Genomic DNA, 19,767 nt, shown 5'->3' with positions numbered 1-19,767 from the left:
CAGAAAAGAATTCATACAAGGATATGCTTTTAGTTAGAGCCAATGCATTTGTAGAAGGTGCAAAGGAATGTGGTCTTGAAATACTACCATATAGAGATGGCTTCTTTGTAAGTATACCATGTGATGATCCTATGAAGGCTTGTGAGGAATTAGCAAAAGAAAATCTTTACTTAGTACCTCTAAAAATGGGACTTAGATTTGCAGTTTGTGCAGTTGAAGAATCTAAATGTAGAAAAGCACCTAAAGTAATAAAAGAAGTATTAGATAGAATATAATATATATAATTAATAATAAATTAAAAAATATTGTATTAAAAAATAAAATAAAATATAAATTATAACTTAAATAAAGATGTTGTTGTTCAAATATATTACAATAAAAATAGAGAATAGCAATATCTTTATTTTTTTGTATGTATAAATTTTCCAAAATTCTGAAATTTAATTCCAAATACTATAAAAAATTATATATAAAAAAATAATTATAAATACTTAAAAAAATAATAAAAATATTGATTATTTATACATATAAGATAAAAAAATAAATAAAATATTTTGAAAAGTAAATTTTTATAAAAAATACTAAAAAAATCCAAAAAAATTATTGACATTCCAATAGGTGGAATGTTGTATTCTTTTCTTAAAGATAAGAATAATTATATTAATTAAATGATTTTAAATATTAAAAATAGTATAAGAGTTTATTTAGGAAAATAAAATTATAATTTGAGGGGGATTTAGTTATGAAAAAATTAATGACAGGAAATGAGGCCATAGCTCGTGGCGCTTATGAAGCAGGTGTTAAATATGCGTCTGCATATCCAGGAACTCCTAGTACAGAAATATTAGAAAATATAGCTTTATATAAAAATGATATAGTAGCAGAATGGGCACCAAATGAAAAGGTTGCATTAGAAGCAGCAGCAGGTGGAGCTTTTGCAGGTGCTAGAACAATGGCATCTATGAAGCACGTTGGACTTAATGTAGCAGCAGACCCATTATTTACAGTTGCATATACTGGTATAAACGGAGGATTTGTAGTAATAACTGCAGATGAACCAGGAATGCATTCATCTCAAAATGAACAAGACAATAGAAACTATGCTAGATCAGCAAAAGTACCACTATTAGAACCATCAACAAGCCAAGAAGCAAAAGACATGATCAAATTAGCATTTGAAATAAGTGAAACATTTAATACATTAGTATTATTTAGAGTAACTACAAGACTTTGCCATTCAAAAGGATTAGTATCATTAGAACCAAGAAATGAAGTAGGCATAAAGCCTTATGTTAAAGAAATAAAGAGAGTTACAGTTCCAGCAAATGCTAGATTGTTAAGAATCGATGTAGAAGAAAGAGAAAAGAAATTATATAAATTCTCTAATGAAACAGAATTAAATTATATGGAAATAAATGAAGGGGCTAAAGTAGGAGTTATAGCTTCTGGAATGTGCTTTAACTTTGCTAAAGAAGTATTTGGAAAAGATGCATCTTACTTAAAATTAGGATTTACAAATCCTATGCCAGACGAAAAAATAAAAGAATTTGCAACTAAAGTAGAAAAAATCTATATAGTAGAGGAAAACGATAAATTTATAGAAGATCATGTAAAATCATTAGGAGTAGATTGCATAGGAAAAGACGTATTACCAGCATATGGAGAAATGACTTCAGATGTAATCAGAAAGAGTATATTTAAAGATACTTTCAAATATGAAGATGTCGAAGCTGATTTAGTTATACCAAGACCTCCTACATTCTGTGCAGGATGTCCACACAGAGGTCTATTCTATGAATTAGGAAAGAGAAAAGACATTGTAGTAGCTGGAGATATAGGATGCTATACATTAGGATATTCAGAACCATATAATGCAATGGACTTTGTAGTATGTATGGGTGCAAGCTTAAGTTCAGCTCATGGATGTCAAAAGGTTTTAAATATGGTTGAAGGTAATGAAAAGAGAGTAGTTGGTGTACTTGGAGATTCAACTTTCTTCCATACAGGAATAAACAGTTTAATAGATGTTATATACAATAAAGGTAACTCTATTTCAATAATATTAGACAATAGAATAACAGGTATGACAGGACATCAACAAAATCCAGGTTCAGGATTTACTCTACAAGGCGAAGATACAACAATCATAGACATCGAAACAGTAGTAAGAGCATTAGGAGCTAAAAACGTAAGAGTTATAAATCCTAATAAATTAGATGAAGTAAGAGATGCTTTAGATTGGGCTATAGCTTTAAAAGATGAACCTTCAGTAATAATAACTAGATGGCCATGTGCTCTTAAGAGATTCTCTGAAGCAGACATAGAAGAATTCGGTAGAGTATTTACAGAAAAATGTGTTGTAGATAGGGAAAAATGTGTAGGCTGTAAAAAATGTACAAAGACTGGATGTCCAGCAATATCAGTTGATAAAGAAACTAAGAAAGCTTCAATAGATATAAATCAATGTTTAGGTTGTGAGGTTTGTTTACAAGTTTGTCCAAAGGACGCTATAGTGAAGGAGGAAAAATAAAATGACTAAAAGTATAATGTTAGTAGGCGTAGGTGGTCAAGGTACTATATTAGCTAGTAAATTGTTAACAATAGGATTAATGGAAGCAGGATACGACGTAAAAATGTCAGAAATACATGGTATGAGTCAAAGGGGAGGATCTGTTTCTTCTCAAGTTAGATATTCAGAAGACGAAGTTTATTCACCAGTTATAGAAATTGGTGGTGCTGACATGATAGTTTCATTTGAAAAAGTGGAAGCACTTAGATATTTAAAATACCTAAAAGAAGGTGGAACAATAGTAGCAAATAACTACAAAATGGATTCTGTAGCAACTATAACAGGTAAAGCAGAATACAAGGTAGAAGAAGTAGACCAAAAATTAAAAGATTTAAATGCAAAGGTTATAAATGCAGCTGACAAAGCTATGGAGCTTGGAAATGCAAAGGTTATGAATATAATTTTATTAGGAACTGTTATAAAAGCTATGCATTTAGAACATATTGATTGGGAAAGTATAATAAGAAATAATGTCAAAGAAAAATTTATTGATATAAATATAAGAGCTTTAAATGAAGGTATGGCATTAGTAAGCTAATAAAAATTTAAATGTAATATTTATGCTATAGAAAATTTAATTGAAGAATAATTTAGCCATGATGAAGAGCTATTATGAGTTCAAACCTTATAATAGCTTTTTATCTATACGTTTATATATTAAAAATTAGGAGGAATGAAAATGGCTTATAGAGTTTTAGCAATAAATCCGGGATCTACATCGACTAAGTTCGCTGTATACGAAGATGAAAAACCGATACTAGTAAAGGGGATAGAGCATAGTGTCGATGAAATTTCAAAATTTAATAATATACTAGATCAATATGAAATGAGAAAACAGCAAATACATAATGCCTTAGATGAAAACAACATAGATTTAAAAACTATAGACACTATAGTAGGTAGATGTGGTGGACTTCCACCAGTAAAAAGTGGTGCGTATAAAATAAACGATGCTATGATAGATAGACTTAGAAATAATCCTACTTTAGAGCATGCGTCTAATTTAGGTGCAGTTATATCTTATTCTCTATCAAAGGAAATAGGTGTAGATGCATATATATACGATCCAGTTTGTGTAGATGAAATAATAGATATAGCTAGACCTTCAGGCCTTAAAGAAATGGACAGACATTGTCTAACTCACGCTTTAAACACTAGAGCTATGGCAATAAAATACGCAAAAATGAACGGAAAGGATTACAGTGATTTAAACCTAATAGTTGCACATTTAGGTGGTGGAATAAGTTTAAATGTACATGAAAAAGGTCGTATGGTAGATTTTATATCTGATGAAGAGGGACCTTTCTCACCAGAACGTGCAGGAAAATTACCTGTTACTAGAGTAATAGATTTATGCTACAGCGGAAAATATAATCACAAGGAAATGAAAAAAAGAGTCAGAGGTCAAGGCGGTATATTCTCTTATCTAAATACTGTAGATGCTAGAGAGGTAGAAGCAAAAATAGAGGCTGGAGACGAGTACGCAAAATTAATATACGATGCTATGGCACTTCAAATAGCAAAGGGAATAGGTGAACTTGCAACTGTTGTAAATGGAGAAATAGATGCTATAATTATTACAGGAGGAATAGCTTATTCTAAATATATGACTGAAAGCATCAAAAACAGAGTTAAATTTATTGCTCCAGTCGAAATACTTGCAGGAGAAAATGAATTAGAAGCTCTTGCATTTGGAGGGCTTAGAGTTTTACGTGGTGAAGAAGAAGCTAGAATTTATAAAGAAGATTAAAAGACTTAATTATAATTTTTAGGGGCGTGTAATAGATGAAGGAATTTTTTACTATTGGTGAAATATCGAAATTATTTAATATAAACAAAAAGACACTTAGATATTATGATGAAATTGACTTATTTAAACCGAGCTATGTAGATAAAAATAATAAATACAGATATTATTCAATAGACCAATTCGAATGTCTGGAAACTATACAGTATATGAAGGAATTGGGGCTTACTTTGAATAAAATAAAATATCATTTAAATGATTTAAATTTAAACAGTATAATCGATTCCCTAGAATATCAAAATCAAATTATAGAAGAAAAAATAGCTGAATTAAAAAATATGCAGCTAAGCATCAATAAGAAAATATCTCAAATAAAAGACGCTACACAATTAGATATTTTAGATCAGATAAGAGAATTTGATTTTAATCAAAGATGCGTAATAGAATACAGAGAGAAAATATCTTACAAAGATGTTGAGTTACTAGTTAGAAAATTAGCTCAGGTATCGTCTTATAAGGTATGTTTAACTTATGGCGATGTTGGAATATCAGTTTCTAAAGAAAATTTAGAAAAGCAGCTTTATGAAGAATACGACAGCGCCTTTATGATGGTTGAAGAAGGGCTATATGAAAAAGAGCTGATAAAGATATTTCCGAAGGCAAAATATTTATCTATTAGATATAACGGATATCATGAAGATGCTCCAAAATATTATAAAAAATTGAGAAAATACATAGATGAAAATAACTATGAAATAATAGACGATTCTATTGAGATACAATTAGTAGACCCGAGTCTTATAACGTGCGAAAGTGAAATGGTTACAGAAATACAAATACCAGTAAGGAGAAAAGAAAATGATTAAAAAATTAGATCAAATGTTAGATGTTTTAAAGGGCAGTGAAAAGGTAGTTTTATCTGTTGCAGCTGCACATGATGAAGAAGTACTACTTGCTATAAAAAGTGCCGCCCAAATGGATATAATAGTACCTATATTAGTAGGACAAGAACAAAAAATAAGACAAATAGCAGAAGAAATAAAATTCGATTTAGATGGAATAAAAATAATAGATAAAGAAACTATAGAGGAATGTGCAGAAACTGCTGTTAAATTAGTTTCTTCTAAGGAAGCTGACTTTGTAATGAAGGGACTTTTAGACACTTCTGTAATACTAAAGGCTGTTTTAAATAAAGAATGGGGACTTAGAACAGATAGCTTACTTAGCCATGTTATGATTTATGAAGTAGGTTTTTATCATAAGTTATTAGTTTTGACAGATGGAGGTATGAATATAGCTCCTGATTACGATCAAAAGGTAAAAATACTTAAAAATGCTATAAAAGCTACAGAGCCTCTAGGATTAGATAATATAAAGGTAGCTGCACTTGCTGCTAAAGAAAAGGTAAATCTTAAGATGCAAGCTACAGTGGATGCAAAGGCTTTAGAGGATGCTTGTAAACAAGGAGAGTTTGGAGATAATGTAATAGTTGAAGGACCACTTGCATTTGATTTAGCAGTATCTGAGGAAGCTTGTAAAATAAAAGGATTTAAGACAGAAGTAGGAGGAGATGTCGATATAATGTTGATGCCTACAATAGAAGTTGGAAATGGTATAGGAAAATCATTTACATATGCTGCAGGAGCAAAATCAGCAGGTATTATAATGGGAGCAAAGGCACCTATAGTTTTAGTTTCAAGAGCTGATTCTCATGAATCAAAATTATACTCTATAGCATATGGTGCTATAGTTGCAGCTCATAAAAAATAAAATTTAAAATACAATTTAATACTTGAAATTTACATAAAAAAAATATGTTAATAATTTTTTACAAAGTTGTTAATATATTTTTTTTTGTATTGTATAATGAAAATATGATTAAAAAAAATATTAAATATTTATGAAAGTAGGGGTTGTATTTATGAATTCTTATTATTATCTATTTGAGATAGCATTAATTCTTTTTTCAACTAAAATACTGGGATTGATGTTTAGAAGAATAAGATTACCACAAGTAGTAGGGGCTTTACTAGCCGGGATTATAATAGGTCCGTGTATGTTAAATTTAGTTTCAGAAAGTGAATTTATAACTCAGCTATCTGAAATAGGTGTAATATTATTGATGTTTACTGCGGGGATGGAAACAGATATAGACGAATTGAAAAAGCAAGGAAAAGCTTCTTTTACAATAGCCTTATTAGGTGTAATAGTTCCATTTGTATTGGGGACAGGCGTAACTTATTTATTTGCCAAGCTAGGGATGAAAAATATCATGGGAGACACTAGCATAACACTACAAAGCGTATTTGTCGGGGTAGTTTTAACTGCTACATCAGTAAGTATTACTGTTGAGACACTTAGAGAAATGGGAAAATTAAGCTCTAATGTCGGAAATGTTCTTTTAGGGGCAGCTATAATCGACGATATTTTAGGAATAATTGCATTATCTATAGTTACAAGCTTTGCAGATACTTCTGTGAAAATAAATGTAATACTTATAAAGATAGTATTGTACTTTGTATTTATGGCGGCAATTTCTTTTATTCTTTATAAAATATTGAAAATTTGGTTTAAAGATAGTAAAAATTTAAAACGACATGTAATAGCTGTAATTGGTCTATGTTTATTATTAGCTTACATATCTGAGGTTTATTTTGGCGTTGCAAATATAACAGGAGCATTTATAACAGGGCTTATTATATCAGCAGTAGGATATAAGAAGGAAAGAATTATGGGAACTGTAGATGATGTATCGTATGCATTTTTATCACCAGTATTTTTTGCTAGTATAGGTCTTAAGCTAGTTTTACCGGAAATGAGCATGATCATTGTGTTATACGCAGTTGTATTATCTGTAGTTGCTATTGTGTCTAAGATATTAGGATGTGGTCTCGGAGCTAAAATGTTTAAATTCTCAAATAAGGAATCAGTTCAAATAGGCTCTGGTATGGTTTCAAGGGGAGAAGTTGCCCTTATAGTAGCCAATAAAGGTATAAAATTAAACATGGTATCAAATGTAATATTTGCTCCTATATTAATAGTTGTTATAATAACAACAGTGATTTCACCGATACTTTTAAAAATAGCATTTAAAGATAAAAATTCAAATTTAAATGATAATGAAATAGCTATGAATTAATATGAATAAATTATAAAAGACTGTTGCAAGAACTTATTTAAATATGTTTTTGTAATAGTCTTTTATAATTTATAGAAAATAATTTAAAATTTATCTAAACAGATATGATTATATTAGATATTGAATTAAATGTTAAAAAAATATCTAATATAATTTAATATTTAATTTTAAAATACAGTTAAATATGTTAAAGGACTGTTAAAGCTAGTGCAATTGATTTATGAAAAGCTTACTATAAATATATAGAAAAACTTTAAAGGAGATGAGCATTATGGAATCGTCTATACATACCATTGCATGTAATAACTTGTTAATACTTTTTGCTGTAGTGACAATGACAGGGATAATATGTAGCAAATTAAGCGAAATTGTAAAAATTCCAGATGTCGTTTTGTTTCTAATAGCAGGTATTTTTATAGGTCCTTCAGTATTAAAATTTGTTGATATAAGCCAATACCAAGTAGAAAATCAACTTATATTGACCTTTGGATCGGCTTTTATATTATATATGGGTGGTAAAGAAATAAGCTTGAAGGTATTAAAAAATGTAAAGATAACAGTTTTATTACTATCGAGTGTAGGTGTTTTAATATCAGCATTTCTTATGCAAAAAATAATAGGATGGTCATTTGGAGTAAGTTCGATGATAGCTCTTTTAGCAGGTAGTATTATAGCTTCTACAGACCCTGCTACATTAGTTCCTATATTCAACCAGATAAAAATAGATAGAAAGGTATCTCAGACCGTTATAAGTGAATCTGCTTTTAATGATGCAACAGGTGCTATTTTGACATCGGCTGTACTATCTATTATTTTATCAGGTCAATTTTCACTACAAGAAAATCTATATGAATTGGTTTTAATGATTATAATAGGTTTAGTTGTGGGATTGCTTACAGGTGTTATTTTATTAGCTTTGGTAAATGACAGCCCTAGAGGAATATTTAAGGATTATACTCCTATAATATCTATAATTTCAGTAATAATAGCCTATGAGCTATCTACTGTACTTGGAGGAAGTGGATATATGTCATGCTTCATAGTAGGTATAGTTACAGGAAATAAACAAAATTTCAAGCTGTGGCTTAGTCAAAAGTCGTACGATGCAGATTGCCATGTGGTAGAAACTCTGGGTACGATTTGCAGAATGTGTATATTTATAATTTTGGGGAGCCAAGTAGATTTACAAATAGTAGGAAAATACTTTATACCTTCAGTATTCTGCGTATTTTGTTTTATGTTTGTTGTAAGACCTATATGTGTTTTAGCATGTGCTTTAATCGATAGAAAAGCAAAATGGAAGAAAAATGAAATACTATTTATGATGTGGGTAAGAGAAACAGGTGTAATACCAGCCGCTCTTTGTGGTATAGTAACCTCTATTAATATACCTGGTAGCGATGCAATATCATCAGTAGTATTTATGACAATACTTATAACTTTAATTTTACAAGGAGTTAGTACAAAGTTTGTGGCTAGAAAGTTAGGTCTTTTATTAGAGGATAAAGCTGAGCAAGTTTTGTAAATTTAAATTAATAAGTAATTGATTATATATTTTAGAGAGTGCCGTAAAATAGCTTTTAATTCTATTTTACGGCACTTCCTTTTTTATATTTTAAAGACAAATAGGCAAAAAAAGGAATATAATTAATAGTGTAAATTATATTTTAAGTCTATTATATGGAGGTATCAAATGAATAAATATTTAGAAAGAGCTATAGAATTAAAATCTAATACGATTAAAGATAGAAGACATATTCATGAAAATCCTGAATGTGGTATGGTTTTACCGAAGACAAAGGAATACGTAATTGCTAGATTAAAAGAAATGAATTTAGAACCTAAAGTTGTAGGAGATTCAGGCATTGTAGTTTTAATCGAAGGTAAGAAGCCAGGAAAGACTGTTTTACTTCGCTGTGATATGGATGCACTTCCAATGGAGGAAATAAACGACTTACCATTTAGAAGCAAGATAAAAGCAGCACATACTTGTGGTCACGATATGCATACTGCGATAATGATTACAGTAGCCCAAATTTTATCTGAAAATATAGATGATATAGAAGGAAATGTCAAGATAGTATTTCAACCAGGTGAAGAGGCTGGCGAAGGTGCTAGAATGTTGATAGATGAAGGAGTACTTGAAAATCCTAAGGTAGATTTAGCTATTGCGATGCATGTTTTTCCTACACATGAACCTAATACAATAGCCTATGCTATAGGAGGAGCTACTAGCTCAGTAAATGCATTTGAAATAAAAATCAAAGGTAAGGGATGTCATGGTTCTATGCCAGAAAAGGGTATAGACCCTATAAATACAGGAATGTACATATACCAAGCACTTCAAAGTTTAATCCCAAGAAGTATTTCTGCAACTGAAAGGGCAGTTTTAACTATAGGACAATTTATCTCAGGTGATGCTCCAAATATTTTACCAGAAGAAGCTATTATGACAGGATCTCTTAGAACATACAATCCAGATGTCTGCGATACAGTACTTGCTAAAATTAAACAAATATTAAAGGGTGCGGAAGCTATGTTTGGAGCAACAGTGAGCTACCGTGAATTTTTCACTCCTTTCCCATGCTCTTATAATGAACCAACTGAAACTCGTAAGCTAGTTAAGTATATGGAGGATATAGATGATTTGAATTTAGTTGAAACTCAAGGCATGTCAGGATCTGAAGATTTTGGATTTATAACACAATTAGTACCATCTGTATACTTAGAATTGGGAGCAAAGGTTCAAGGAAATGATTATGTAAATCACAGTCCAAATGTATTGTTTAATGAAGTTTGTATGCCTTATGGAGCAGCTGCATTTGTAAATTGTGCTGTAAAATGGTTGAAAAATAATAAATAATTAAATTTATAAAAATATTATTGACATTATACTTACTGGAAACTTTACACTTATAAGAAATCATACTTTTTAAGGGAAGGGGAAAGAAAATATGAAAGCATTAAATCGTTGGATATATGCAGTAGTAGGTGTAATAGTTTTATTATTTGCAGGGCTTATTTATGCATGGAGTGTACTTGTAACACCTATTAGTCAGGAGTTTACAAATTGGAGCAATACTAGTCTATCGTTGACATTTACGATTTGTATGATATTTTTCTGTTTAGGTGGACTAATAGGCGGGCTTTTGCAGAAAAAAATCGATGTAAAAATAAACGTTTGGTTGGCGGCGGTTTTATTTTTAATCGGATTTTTTATTTCATCAAAATCACAAAACATTGTGACTTTATATGTAGGATATGGAGTTTTAGCTGGGTTTGCATCAGGACTTGCTTATAATTCAGTAATGAGTACAATGTCTAAGTGGTTTCCTGATAAGCAAGGGCTTATTTCTGGAATACTTTTAATGGGATTTGGTCTTGGGAGCTTCATAATAGGTAAGATATATCAAGCTTATACACCAACTGACATTGGAGGATGGAGAACCTCATTTATGATATTTGGAATTATATTAGTAATTGTTCTAGGTATCGGAGGATTTTTCTTTGTAAAACCAGGTGATGATTTTGTACCTCCAGTTAGTGCTTCAAAAGGCAAAGAGAAAAATTCTAATAAAATCAATAAGGAATTAGTTATAGATGTAAATTCCGTTCAAATGCTAAAAAGACCTTCATTTTGGTTTTATTTTGTATGGGCAACATTACTTGGTGCTGCAGGATTGGCGCTTATATCACAGGCTAGTGGTATAGCAGGTGAAGTAGGCAAAGGTGTAAGTGCTTCTACAATTGCGACAGTTGTTGGATTAATATCTATTTGTAATGGTATAGGACGTGTTATTTATGGTGGTATGTTTGATAAATTAGGACGTTTTAAAACTATGATGACAGTTGTAGTAGTATTTTTTATATCAGCTTTGTTGTTGATTATTGCATTTAAATCTAAAAGCTTTGGCATTTTAATAGTTGGATTTATGCTATGTGGAGCTTCTTATGGAGGAATAACATCGACAAATTCTGCTTTTATAAATTCTTTTTATGGAGCTACTAATTATCCTGTTAATTTTTCTATAATAAATTTAAATCTTATAATAGCATCATTTGGAAGTACAATTGCAGGAGCGCTTTATGATTCTAGTGGATCTTATCTTAGTACAATTTTTATGATGATAGGAGCAATTGCACTTAGTTTTATATGTGTTGTAAGCATAAAAAGACCATAAAATTTAGTTTTATAAAATCGACTTCTACTATTTTTTAGTAGGAGTCTTATTTTTTTATTATTAAAAAATTAAAAATTTTGAAAAAAATAGTTGACCTTATACTAACTTGAAGCTTTACACTTGGTATTAATAGTAGTATGTCGCTTATTTGCTAATTTTTAGACAATAAGTAAAATAAATAACGATTTAAATAATCAAGATTGTATATAAGGGGGAAATTTCATGAAACAATTAATGACAGGTAATGAAGCAATAGCTCGTGGAGTTTATGAAGCTGGTGTTAAATTTGCTTCAGCTTATCCAGGAACACCAAGTACAGAGATATTAGAAAATATAGCTACATATAAAGAAATAGATGCTGAATGGGCAAATAATGAAAAGGTTGCATTAGAAGCGGTTATAGGTGCTTCACTTGCAGGGGCAAGATCATTTGCATCAATGAAGCACGTAGGACTTAATGTAGCAGCTGACCCAATAATGACAGCTAGCTATATAGGAGTAAATGGTGGTATGGTAGTAGTTACTGCTGACGAACCAGGACAACATTCATCTCAAAATGAACAAGATAACAGAAACTATGCTAAATTTGGTAAAATGCCAATGTATGAACCATCAACATCTCAAGAATGTAAAGATATGGTCATAGAAGCATTTGAATTAAGTGAAAAATACGATACACCTGTAATAATAAGAATGACAACTAGACTTTGCCACTCAAAAGGTGTTGTAGAGTGTTTAGATAGAAAAGAAGTTGGAATAAAAGAATATGTAAAAGACGTTAAAAAGAATTTAGCAGTGCCAGCTCATGCTAGAGTAATGAGAAGAAATGTAGAAGCTAGAATGCAAAAATTACTACAGTTATCAGAAGAAACTCCTTTAAATCGCGTAGAAATGAACGATACTAAAATAGGTATAATAGCTTCTGGTATGTGTATAAACTTTGCAAAAGAAGTATTTAAAAAGGATGCATCTTACTTAGATTTAGGATTTACTAATCCACTTCCAGAAAAACTAATAGTAGATTTCGCAGCTAAAGTAGACAAAGTTTATGTAGTTGAAGAAAACGACAAATATATAGAAGATCATGTAAAAGCATTAGGTGTAACTAATATAGTTAAAGATGCTCTACCACCATATGGAGAAATGACTCCAGATGTTATAAGACAATCTATATTAGGTATATCAAGAGAAAAAGTTCCATATAATAAAGAATTAGTAGTGCCAAGACCACCAAGCTTCTGTGCAGGATGTCCACATAGAGGTGCATTTTATCAATTAGGTAAGAGAAAAGACATTGTAATAGCAGGAGATATAGGATGTTATGCATTAGGATTTGCAGCTCCATATAATGCAATGGATTATTCTTATGATATGGGTTCTGCTATAAGTACTGCTCATGGTTTCCAAAAAGTTTTAAACATGAAAGAAGGAAATACAAAGAGAGTTGTTGCAGTATTAGGAGATTCAACATTCTTCCATACAGGAATAAATTCATTAATAGAAGTTGCTTACAATAAAAGTAACTGTATAACAATGATTCTAGATAACAGAATAACTGGTATGACTGGTCATCAACAAAACCCAGGTTCAGGATTTACTCTACAAGGTGAAGTGACTGAACAATTAGATATCCAAGCTTTAGTAAAAGACTGTGGAATTAAACACATAAAAATAGTAAATCCTAATAATTTAAAAGAAGTAGAAGAAGCACTTGATTGGGCTATAGCTATAAAAGATGAACCTTCAGTAATAATAACTAGATGGCCTTGTGTTCTTAAGAAATTAAGCGAACAAGATATAGAAGAATTCGATAAACCATTTAAGGAAAAATGTGTTGTAAATCACGATAAATGTATAGGATGTAAAAAATGTATGAAGACTGGTTGTCCAGCATTATCATTTAATAAGGAAGATAAGAAAGTGACAATAAAAGCAACTGATTGTGTTGGTTGTGAAGTATGTAAACAAGTTTGTCCAAAAGATGCAATAGTAAAGGAGGCTAAATAATATGACTAATAGTATACTTTTAGTAGGTGTAGGAGGTCAAGGTACTATACTTGCTAGTAAATTATTGACAATCGGATTAATGGAAGCTGGATATTCAGTAAAAATGAGTGAAATACACGGTATGAGTCAAAGAGGTGGTTCTGTTTCAACTCATGTTAGATATTCTAAAGATACAGTATATTCTCCAGTTATAGAAGAAGGAGAAGCTGATATGATAGTTGCTTTTGAAAAAATGGAAGCGCTTAGATATATGGATTATCTTAAGGTTGGCGGAAAAGTAGTAGCTAATGATTTTAAAATTGAATCTATGGTAAATTTAACAGGACAAGCTGACTATGAAGAAGCAGAAATAGACAAAGAATTAAACAGACTAGGCGCAAAATTAATAAAAGTAAATGAAATAGCAAAAGAGTTAGGTAACGAAAAGGTAATGAATGTAATATTACTAGGATGTCTTGTTAAATCAATGAACTTAGAAAATATCGACTGGGAAAGTATAATAAAAGCTAATGTAAAACCAAAATTTATAGATATAAATATAGAAGCCTTTAATAAGGGTCTTAACTTAGTTGGATAAGATAATAGGAGGAATATATGTCAAATTTAATTTTAGCAATAAACCCAGGTTCTACATCTACAAAATTTGCTGTATATGAAGATGAAAAACAGTTATTTTCTAAAACACTAGATCATCAGGTAGAAGAATTAGAAAAATTTGATTCAATTCTAGATCAATATGATATGAGAAAATCTGAAATATTAAAAGCTTTAGATGAAAATGATATCGATATAAAAGACCTAACAGCTACAGTAGGTAGAGTCGGGGGTCTTCCACCAGTAAAATCTGGAGCTTATTTAATAACAGATGAGATGATAGATAGATTGAGATATAGACCTACTTTAGATCATGCATCAAATTTAGGTGCTATTATAGCTGATTCAATAGCTAAAGAGGTTGGAATCAATGCGTATACATATGATTCTATATCAGTAGATGAATTAAAGGATGTAGCGAGACCTTCAGGACTTTGTGGTATGGATAGACATAGTTTGTTCCATGCTTTAAATAGTAGAGCGATGGCTATGAAATACGCAAAATCTATAGGTAAGGAATATAAAGATTTAAATTTAATTGTAGTACATTTAGGCGGTGGAATAAGTACTACAGCTCATGAAAAAGGAAGAGTAGTTGATATATTATCTGATGAAGAAGGAACTTTTTCTCCACAAAGAGCAGGTAAGCTTCCAGTGAAACCCCTTATAAATTTATGCTTTAGTGGAAAATATACTTACGATGAAGTTAAGAAAATGCATACCGGACGTGGAGGATTAGTTTCTTATTTAAATACTTCTGATGCAAGAGAAGTAGAGAAGATGATAACTGACGGCGACGAATATGCAAAGCTAATATACGATGCTATGATTTTACAAATATCAAAGGGCGTTGGAGAATTAGCAGCATCATTAAAGGGCGATGTAGATGCTATCATAATAACTGGCGGTATAGCTTATTCAAAGTATATAACTGAAGAAATCACTAAGTATGTAAAATTTATAGCAGATGTTGTAGTTTTACCGGGAGAAAATGAATTAGAATCTCTAGCTTATGGAGCTCTTAGAGTTATAAGAGGAGAAGAAGAAGCTACAGTTTATAGAGAAGCGGATTTTGAATAATTAATTGGGGGCCTAATAAAGGGAGAATTGAAAATAATTTTTCAATCTCCCTAATTTTTTAGTATTTTTTATCTACTAAAATTTGAATTTCATTTATGTATTCTTTTTCATTATTTGTTAAGTTAGGATCTATATATTGAATTTCTACTGAATCATCTAAAATATTGTAGCCTTTTTCTTCTATATAATCTAATAGCTGGTGGTAGTATTTTGGGGCATCCTTATGAACTCCGTTATATCTGATGCAGACATAGATGCCTTTAGGTAAAAGTGTCAAAAGCTCAGCATCTTCAATATCGTCTTCAATTAATTTAAAGACAGAATCGTATTCTTCTGTATGAATATCCCTATTTATTAATTTGTCCTTTGCGACAGAGAAGCCGACCTGTCCACAGAAAAATGACGAAGATTGATTTAAAGAGTTTTCCATCTTTCTTATGGCTATTTCAAAGTCGTGAAGAGTTTTCATCCTATTTTCTAATACTATCACATTCCTATCTTCAAAGTAAATTTCCTTAATTTGATTTAATGAATCGAAATTTAAAGCGTCATTTATTTGAGTGATTCTATTTTGTAGTTTTTTATTTATTTGATTTAAGTCTTTTATTTTTTGCTCTGTTATTTTTTGCTGTTTTTCGAATAAATTTACTAATCCTTGAATATTTACATTTTCGATTGCATCTTTTATTTCTTTTAAAGGAACTCCTAAATCCTTTAAATATATGATCGTATTTAAATATTCAAATTGATCTATTGTGTAATATCTATAGTTATTTTTTTTATTTATATAGCTAGGCTTAAATAAATCAATTTCATCGTAATATCTTAGAGCTGTAGTATTTATATTAAATAATCTTGATATCTCGCCTATTGTAAATTTATATTTCATAAAAAAACTCCCTTTTAATTAGTAGTAATAATTTATAAATAAATCATACAAAAAACATTACAAAAAATCTATATTATTTAAAAACTCCTTCATCTATATTTAAAATGACTGCAGACCACAAGTTTATTCTATCAAATAAAGTATCTACAATGGCATATTCCTTTTCAGTGTGATTCCACTCACCTAAAACACCGCAAGAGCATAGGGTAGGAACGCCTACTATAGTTATATAGCTTGCATCTGAAGAGCCTCCAAGGACTTTACTTTCCATATCTCCAAATCCAAATTTATTAGAGATATATTTTACGAAATTATATAATTTTAAAACATCGTCTGTTGTTTCATAAGGCATCATTTCTCCATTTAATATTAGAGAAGTAGTAGTGCCTTCTATATAAGATTTTGATGCAATATTTTTAATTTGATCTTTTATTTTGTAGACCTCGCTGACCTTTTCGAAGCGAAGATCTAGAGATAGTTTGCACTTATTAGGTATTGAATTTACTATTTTTCCTCCGTTTACAACAGTTGTAGCGCATGTTGTGCCGTTTTCAATATCTGTAAGCTTTCTCAATTCTAGTATTTTAAAGGCTGCTTCTTCAACTGCATTTACGCCACTTGCAAAGTCGTTACCAGCATGAGATGAGGCTCCAATTATTTCCATATCGCATCCTATGCGACCCTTTCTACCTATGCAGATACTATTGTCAACAAGGCCAGTTTCCATATTGAAGCAACAAAGTGCGTCTTTTACATATTCAGATAATACATTGCCAGCATCAGACATGAAGTGTCCTTGTTCTTCGTCTCCACAGAAGGCTATTTTTATAGGTCTATCGTTGTATCCTATATGATTTAATGCCTTTATAGCGTATAGAGCTATAACTATGCCGGCTTTCATATCTAGGACCCCAGGACCGTAAGCCTTTCCATCTACAATTTTGAAAGGTCTTTCATTTATAGTACCAGTTTTGAAAACTGTATCCATATGTCCGCTGAATACGATAGGTTTTTTATTTCTATTTTCGCCGATTATTCCTGTTAGAGTAGGACCGTTTGGAGAAGTAGGTACGATTTCACACTTCATGCCTTCTTTTGCAAATGCTTCTTTTAAAAACTTAGCTACATTTTCAACTCCCTCAGGATCTTTTGTAAAGCTTTCAATATTTACAAGCTCTTCCCAAAATGAAAGTATTTCATCTTTTTGAGAATAAATAAAATTATTGATGTCTTTTAATAAATTTTCCATTGTTTACACCATCTTTCTAGATAAATTATTCAAATTACGACAAGATAATAAAATATAATTTTTGTCTAAAATAACATACATATATAAATTTTACCACAATTATATATTTAAAATATAAAAAAATAAGGATGAGCAAATAAAAACCTCATCCTTATATTATATTAATATGAAAACTGTCTAATTTATTTACAACGTTTAAGTAGAGCTTCCCATCTTCTGTCTACTTCTTTTTGGAATTCTTCTATTAAGTATTCATTTTCTGGTTTGAATAAGTGTTTAAATCTTCCTTGCATAGCTAAGAATTCTTCTACTGGAAGTTTTTTCTTAGGTTCGTAGTTAAGTATCCATTCACCTTCTACAACTTCAAATAATGGCCAGTAGCAAGTTTCAACAGCAGCTTTACAAACATCCATTATTTTTTCTGCTGGATATCTCCAACCTCTTGGACATGGAGCCATTACGTTTAAGAAAGCAGCTCCTGGAGTGTAGATAGCTTTTTCTGCTTTAGTATGTAAATCTTTGAAGTTCTTTATAAATGTAGTTTGAGCTACATATGGAACATCGTGGTCAGCTATTATAGAAGCTAAATCTTTTCTGTTTTGTGGTTTACCGTTTGATTGAGATCCAACTGGAGTAGTTGTAGTATCAGCGAACATTGGAGTAGCTGATGAACGTTGGATACCTGTGTTCATGTAAGCACCGTTATCGTAGCAAACATATACTAAATCGTGGTTTCTTTCCATAGCTCCTGATAATGATTGGAAACCTATATCGTAAGTACCACCGTCACCACCGAATGCTATGAATTTGTAATTTTCATCTACTTTACCTTTTTTCTTTAATACTTTATAAGCTGATTCAACACCACTTAAAGTAGCACCTGCACAAGCGAATGCAGTATGTATGAAAGAATCTTCCCATGCAGTATATGGATACATGAAAGTAGAAACTTCTAGACAGCAAGTAGCATTACATATTACAGCTTGGTCTTCTTCGTGAAGTCCTCTTAAAACGTTTCTAACAGCTATAGTACCACCGCATCCAGCGCACATTCTGTGACCTGGAGCTAAACGTTCTTTTTTATTCATTGTTTCTTTGAAATTATATGTCATTTTTATTATCCTCCCCTTAGTCTCTTACTGATAAGTAACGATAAGTATCGCCTATATTACCAGTTTTGTCTACTTCTTGTAAATCATTGAAAACTTCTGTTAAGCTTTCAACAGTAACGTCTCTACCACCTAAACCATAGATGTAGTTTATAACTTTAACACTAGCACCTGCATCGTATAAAGCAGCTTTTATGTCATAACCTAAAGGTCCACCTTGAGAAGACATACCTTCAGCTCTATCCATTACAGCTAATACTTTTACATTTTTTAATGCAGCAGCTATTTCAGCAGCTGGGAAAGGTCTATATAATCTTATTTTTAATATTCCTGCTTTTATTCCTTGTTCTCTTAATTTGTCTACGGCATCCTTAGCAGTACCAGCACTTGAACCTATGATTACTAATGCAAAATCAGCATCGTCTAATTTGTATTCTTCAAATAATCCATAGCTTCTTCCTGATACTTCAGCAAATTCTTTAGCTACTTCTAAAGCTACATCTTTAGCATTTATCATAGCTTGAGCTTGAGCTCTTTTTGCTTCCATGTAGTAAGCTGGAGTTCCATAAGGTCCTACTGCAAGAGGAGTACCTGCATTTAATAAGTATTCTTCTGGTTCGTATTCACCTACGAATGCTTTTACTTTTTCATCTTCTAATAATTCTATGTTTTCAACAGCATGAGAAGTTATAAATCCGTCTTGACAAACCATTATTGGAAGTCTAACGTCTTTATGTTCAGCTATTCTGAATGCTTGGATGTAGTTATCGTATGCTTCTTGGTTGTTTTCAGCAAATAACATTATCCATCCACAGTCTCTAGCACTCATACCATCAGAGTGGTCACAGTTTATGTTTATTGGTCCAGTTAAAGCTCTGTTAACTAATGCTAAAGTAACTGGTACTCTATAAGATGCAGCTATTGGTAACATTTCTAGCATGTATGCAAAACCTGCAGAAGAAGTAGCTGTTATTGTTCTAGCACCAGCAGCTTCTGATCCTATACAAGCACTCATTGCACTGTGTTCACTTTCAACTGGTACGAAAACTGTGTCAACTTGCCCATTAGCAACATAGCTTGAGAAATATTGTGGTATTTCTGTTGATGGTGTTATTGGGAAAGCTGGCATAACGTCTGGGTTTATTTGTCTCATAGCAGTTGCTATTGCTTCATTTCCTGATAATCTTTCTCTTATTGCCATTT

Annotated in this window: 16 protein-coding genes and 1 pseudogene; 13 read left to right on the top strand and 4 right to left on the bottom strand. The window is 31.1% G+C overall.

Annotated features, from left to right (window positions below; genetic code table 11):
- From SPD90_RS06105 to buk (SPD90_RS06045), 13 genes and pseudogenes are all read left to right on the top strand, one after another.
- Positions 1–275 (top strand): annotated as a pseudogene (locus SPD90_RS06105) (pyridoxal phosphate-dependent aminotransferase); the annotation flags it as partial.
- 467 nt (positions 276–742) lie between these two features.
- Complete coding sequence (gene iorA / locus SPD90_RS06100; protein ID WP_320924639.1) at positions 743–2,530, top strand: indolepyruvate ferredoxin oxidoreductase subunit alpha; 1,788 nt, start codon at positions 743–745, stop codon at positions 2,528–2,530.
- Position 2,531: 1 nt separating this feature from the next.
- The gene (locus SPD90_RS06095) at positions 2,532–3,107 is read left to right on the top strand and encodes an indolepyruvate oxidoreductase subunit beta (protein WP_320924638.1); all 576 of its coding nucleotides are present in this window, start codon (positions 2,532–2,534) and stop codon (positions 3,105–3,107) included.
- Positions 3,108–3,248: 141 nt separating this feature from the next.
- On the top strand, positions 3,249–4,319 hold the full coding sequence (gene buk, locus SPD90_RS06090) for a butyrate kinase (RefSeq protein ID WP_320924637.1): 1,071 nt from the start codon (positions 3,249–3,251) through the stop codon (positions 4,317–4,319).
- 35 nt (positions 4,320–4,354) lie between these two features.
- Positions 4,355–5,182 carry a MerR family transcriptional regulator gene (locus tag SPD90_RS06085; RefSeq protein ID WP_320626547.1) on the top strand — a complete coding sequence of 276 codons (828 nt, stop codon included), beginning with the start codon at positions 4,355–4,357 and terminating at the stop codon, positions 5,180–5,182.
- Positions 5,175–6,086 (top strand): bifunctional enoyl-CoA hydratase/phosphate acetyltransferase, encoded by a 912-nt coding sequence (locus SPD90_RS06080; RefSeq protein WP_320924636.1) that lies wholly within the window; start codon positions 5,175–5,177, stop codon positions 6,084–6,086. Before SPD90_RS06085 ends, SPD90_RS06080 begins: the two co-directional genes overlap by 8 nt.
- 151 nt (positions 6,087–6,237) lie before the next feature.
- The gene (locus SPD90_RS06075; RefSeq protein ID WP_320924635.1) at positions 6,238–7,455 is read left to right on the top strand and encodes a cation:proton antiporter; all 1,218 of its coding nucleotides are present in this window, start codon (positions 6,238–6,240) and stop codon (positions 7,453–7,455) included.
- A gap of 271 nt (positions 7,456–7,726) precedes the next feature.
- Positions 7,727–8,980: a cation:proton antiporter gene (locus SPD90_RS06070; RefSeq protein ID WP_320626462.1), complete on the top strand. Its 1,254-nt coding sequence runs from the start codon at positions 7,727–7,729 to the stop codon at positions 8,978–8,980.
- A 168-nt stretch (positions 8,981–9,148) separates the two neighbouring features.
- Entirely contained in the window at positions 9,149–10,318 is a 1,170-nt protein-coding gene (locus tag SPD90_RS06065) for a M20 metallopeptidase family protein (RefSeq protein WP_320924634.1), read from the top strand.
- A gap of 91 nt (positions 10,319–10,409) precedes the next feature.
- The gene (locus SPD90_RS06060; protein ID WP_320924633.1) at positions 10,410–11,636 is read left to right on the top strand and encodes an MFS transporter; all 1,227 of its coding nucleotides are present in this window, start codon (positions 10,410–10,412) and stop codon (positions 11,634–11,636) included.
- Between the two features lie 222 nt (positions 11,637–11,858).
- Positions 11,859–13,643 (top strand): indolepyruvate ferredoxin oxidoreductase subunit alpha, encoded by a 1,785-nt coding sequence (iorA, locus tag SPD90_RS06055; RefSeq protein WP_320924632.1) that lies wholly within the window; start codon positions 11,859–11,861, stop codon positions 13,641–13,643.
- 1 nt (position 13,644) lies between these two features.
- On the top strand, positions 13,645–14,220 hold the full coding sequence (locus SPD90_RS06050; protein WP_320924631.1) for an indolepyruvate oxidoreductase subunit beta: 576 nt from the start codon (positions 13,645–13,647) through the stop codon (positions 14,218–14,220).
- Between the two features lie 17 nt (positions 14,221–14,237).
- Entirely contained in the window at positions 14,238–15,317 is a 1,080-nt protein-coding gene (gene buk, locus SPD90_RS06045; RefSeq protein ID WP_320924630.1) for a butyrate kinase, read from the top strand.
- Positions 15,318–15,375: 58 nt separating this feature from the next.
- On the opposite strand, the gene SPD90_RS06040 is transcribed toward buk (SPD90_RS06045), so the two are convergent.
- The 4 genes from SPD90_RS06040 to SPD90_RS06025 all read right to left on the bottom strand — a co-directional run bounded on the left by SPD90_RS06040 (position 15,376) and on the right by SPD90_RS06025 (position 19,765).
- The gene (locus SPD90_RS06040; RefSeq protein WP_320924629.1) at positions 15,376–16,206 is read right to left on the bottom strand and encodes a MerR family transcriptional regulator; all 831 of its coding nucleotides are present in this window, start codon (positions 16,204–16,206) and stop codon (positions 15,376–15,378) included.
- Between the two features lie 73 nt (positions 16,207–16,279).
- Positions 16,280–17,455, bottom strand: a complete 1,176-nt coding sequence (locus tag SPD90_RS06035; protein WP_320625559.1) for a M20 family metallopeptidase — start codon at positions 17,453–17,455, stop codon at positions 16,280–16,282.
- Positions 17,456–17,637: 182 nt separating this feature from the next.
- The gene (locus SPD90_RS06030; RefSeq protein WP_320625560.1) at positions 17,638–18,567 is read right to left on the bottom strand and encodes a thiamine pyrophosphate-dependent enzyme; all 930 of its coding nucleotides are present in this window, start codon (positions 18,565–18,567) and stop codon (positions 17,638–17,640) included.
- Between the two features lie 16 nt (positions 18,568–18,583).
- Complete coding sequence (locus SPD90_RS06025) at positions 18,584–19,765, bottom strand: pyruvate ferredoxin oxidoreductase (RefSeq protein WP_320625561.1); 1,182 nt, start codon at positions 19,763–19,765, stop codon at positions 18,584–18,586.
- Positions 19,766–19,767 lie beyond the last annotated feature (2 nt).

Origin of the sequence: Intestinibacter sp. (assembly GCF_034113885.1) — a bacterium.
Classification (GTDB): Bacteria; Bacillota; Clostridia; order Peptostreptococcales; family Peptostreptococcaceae; genus Intestinibacter.
This window is presented reverse-complemented; position numbering and strand designations above follow the sequence as displayed.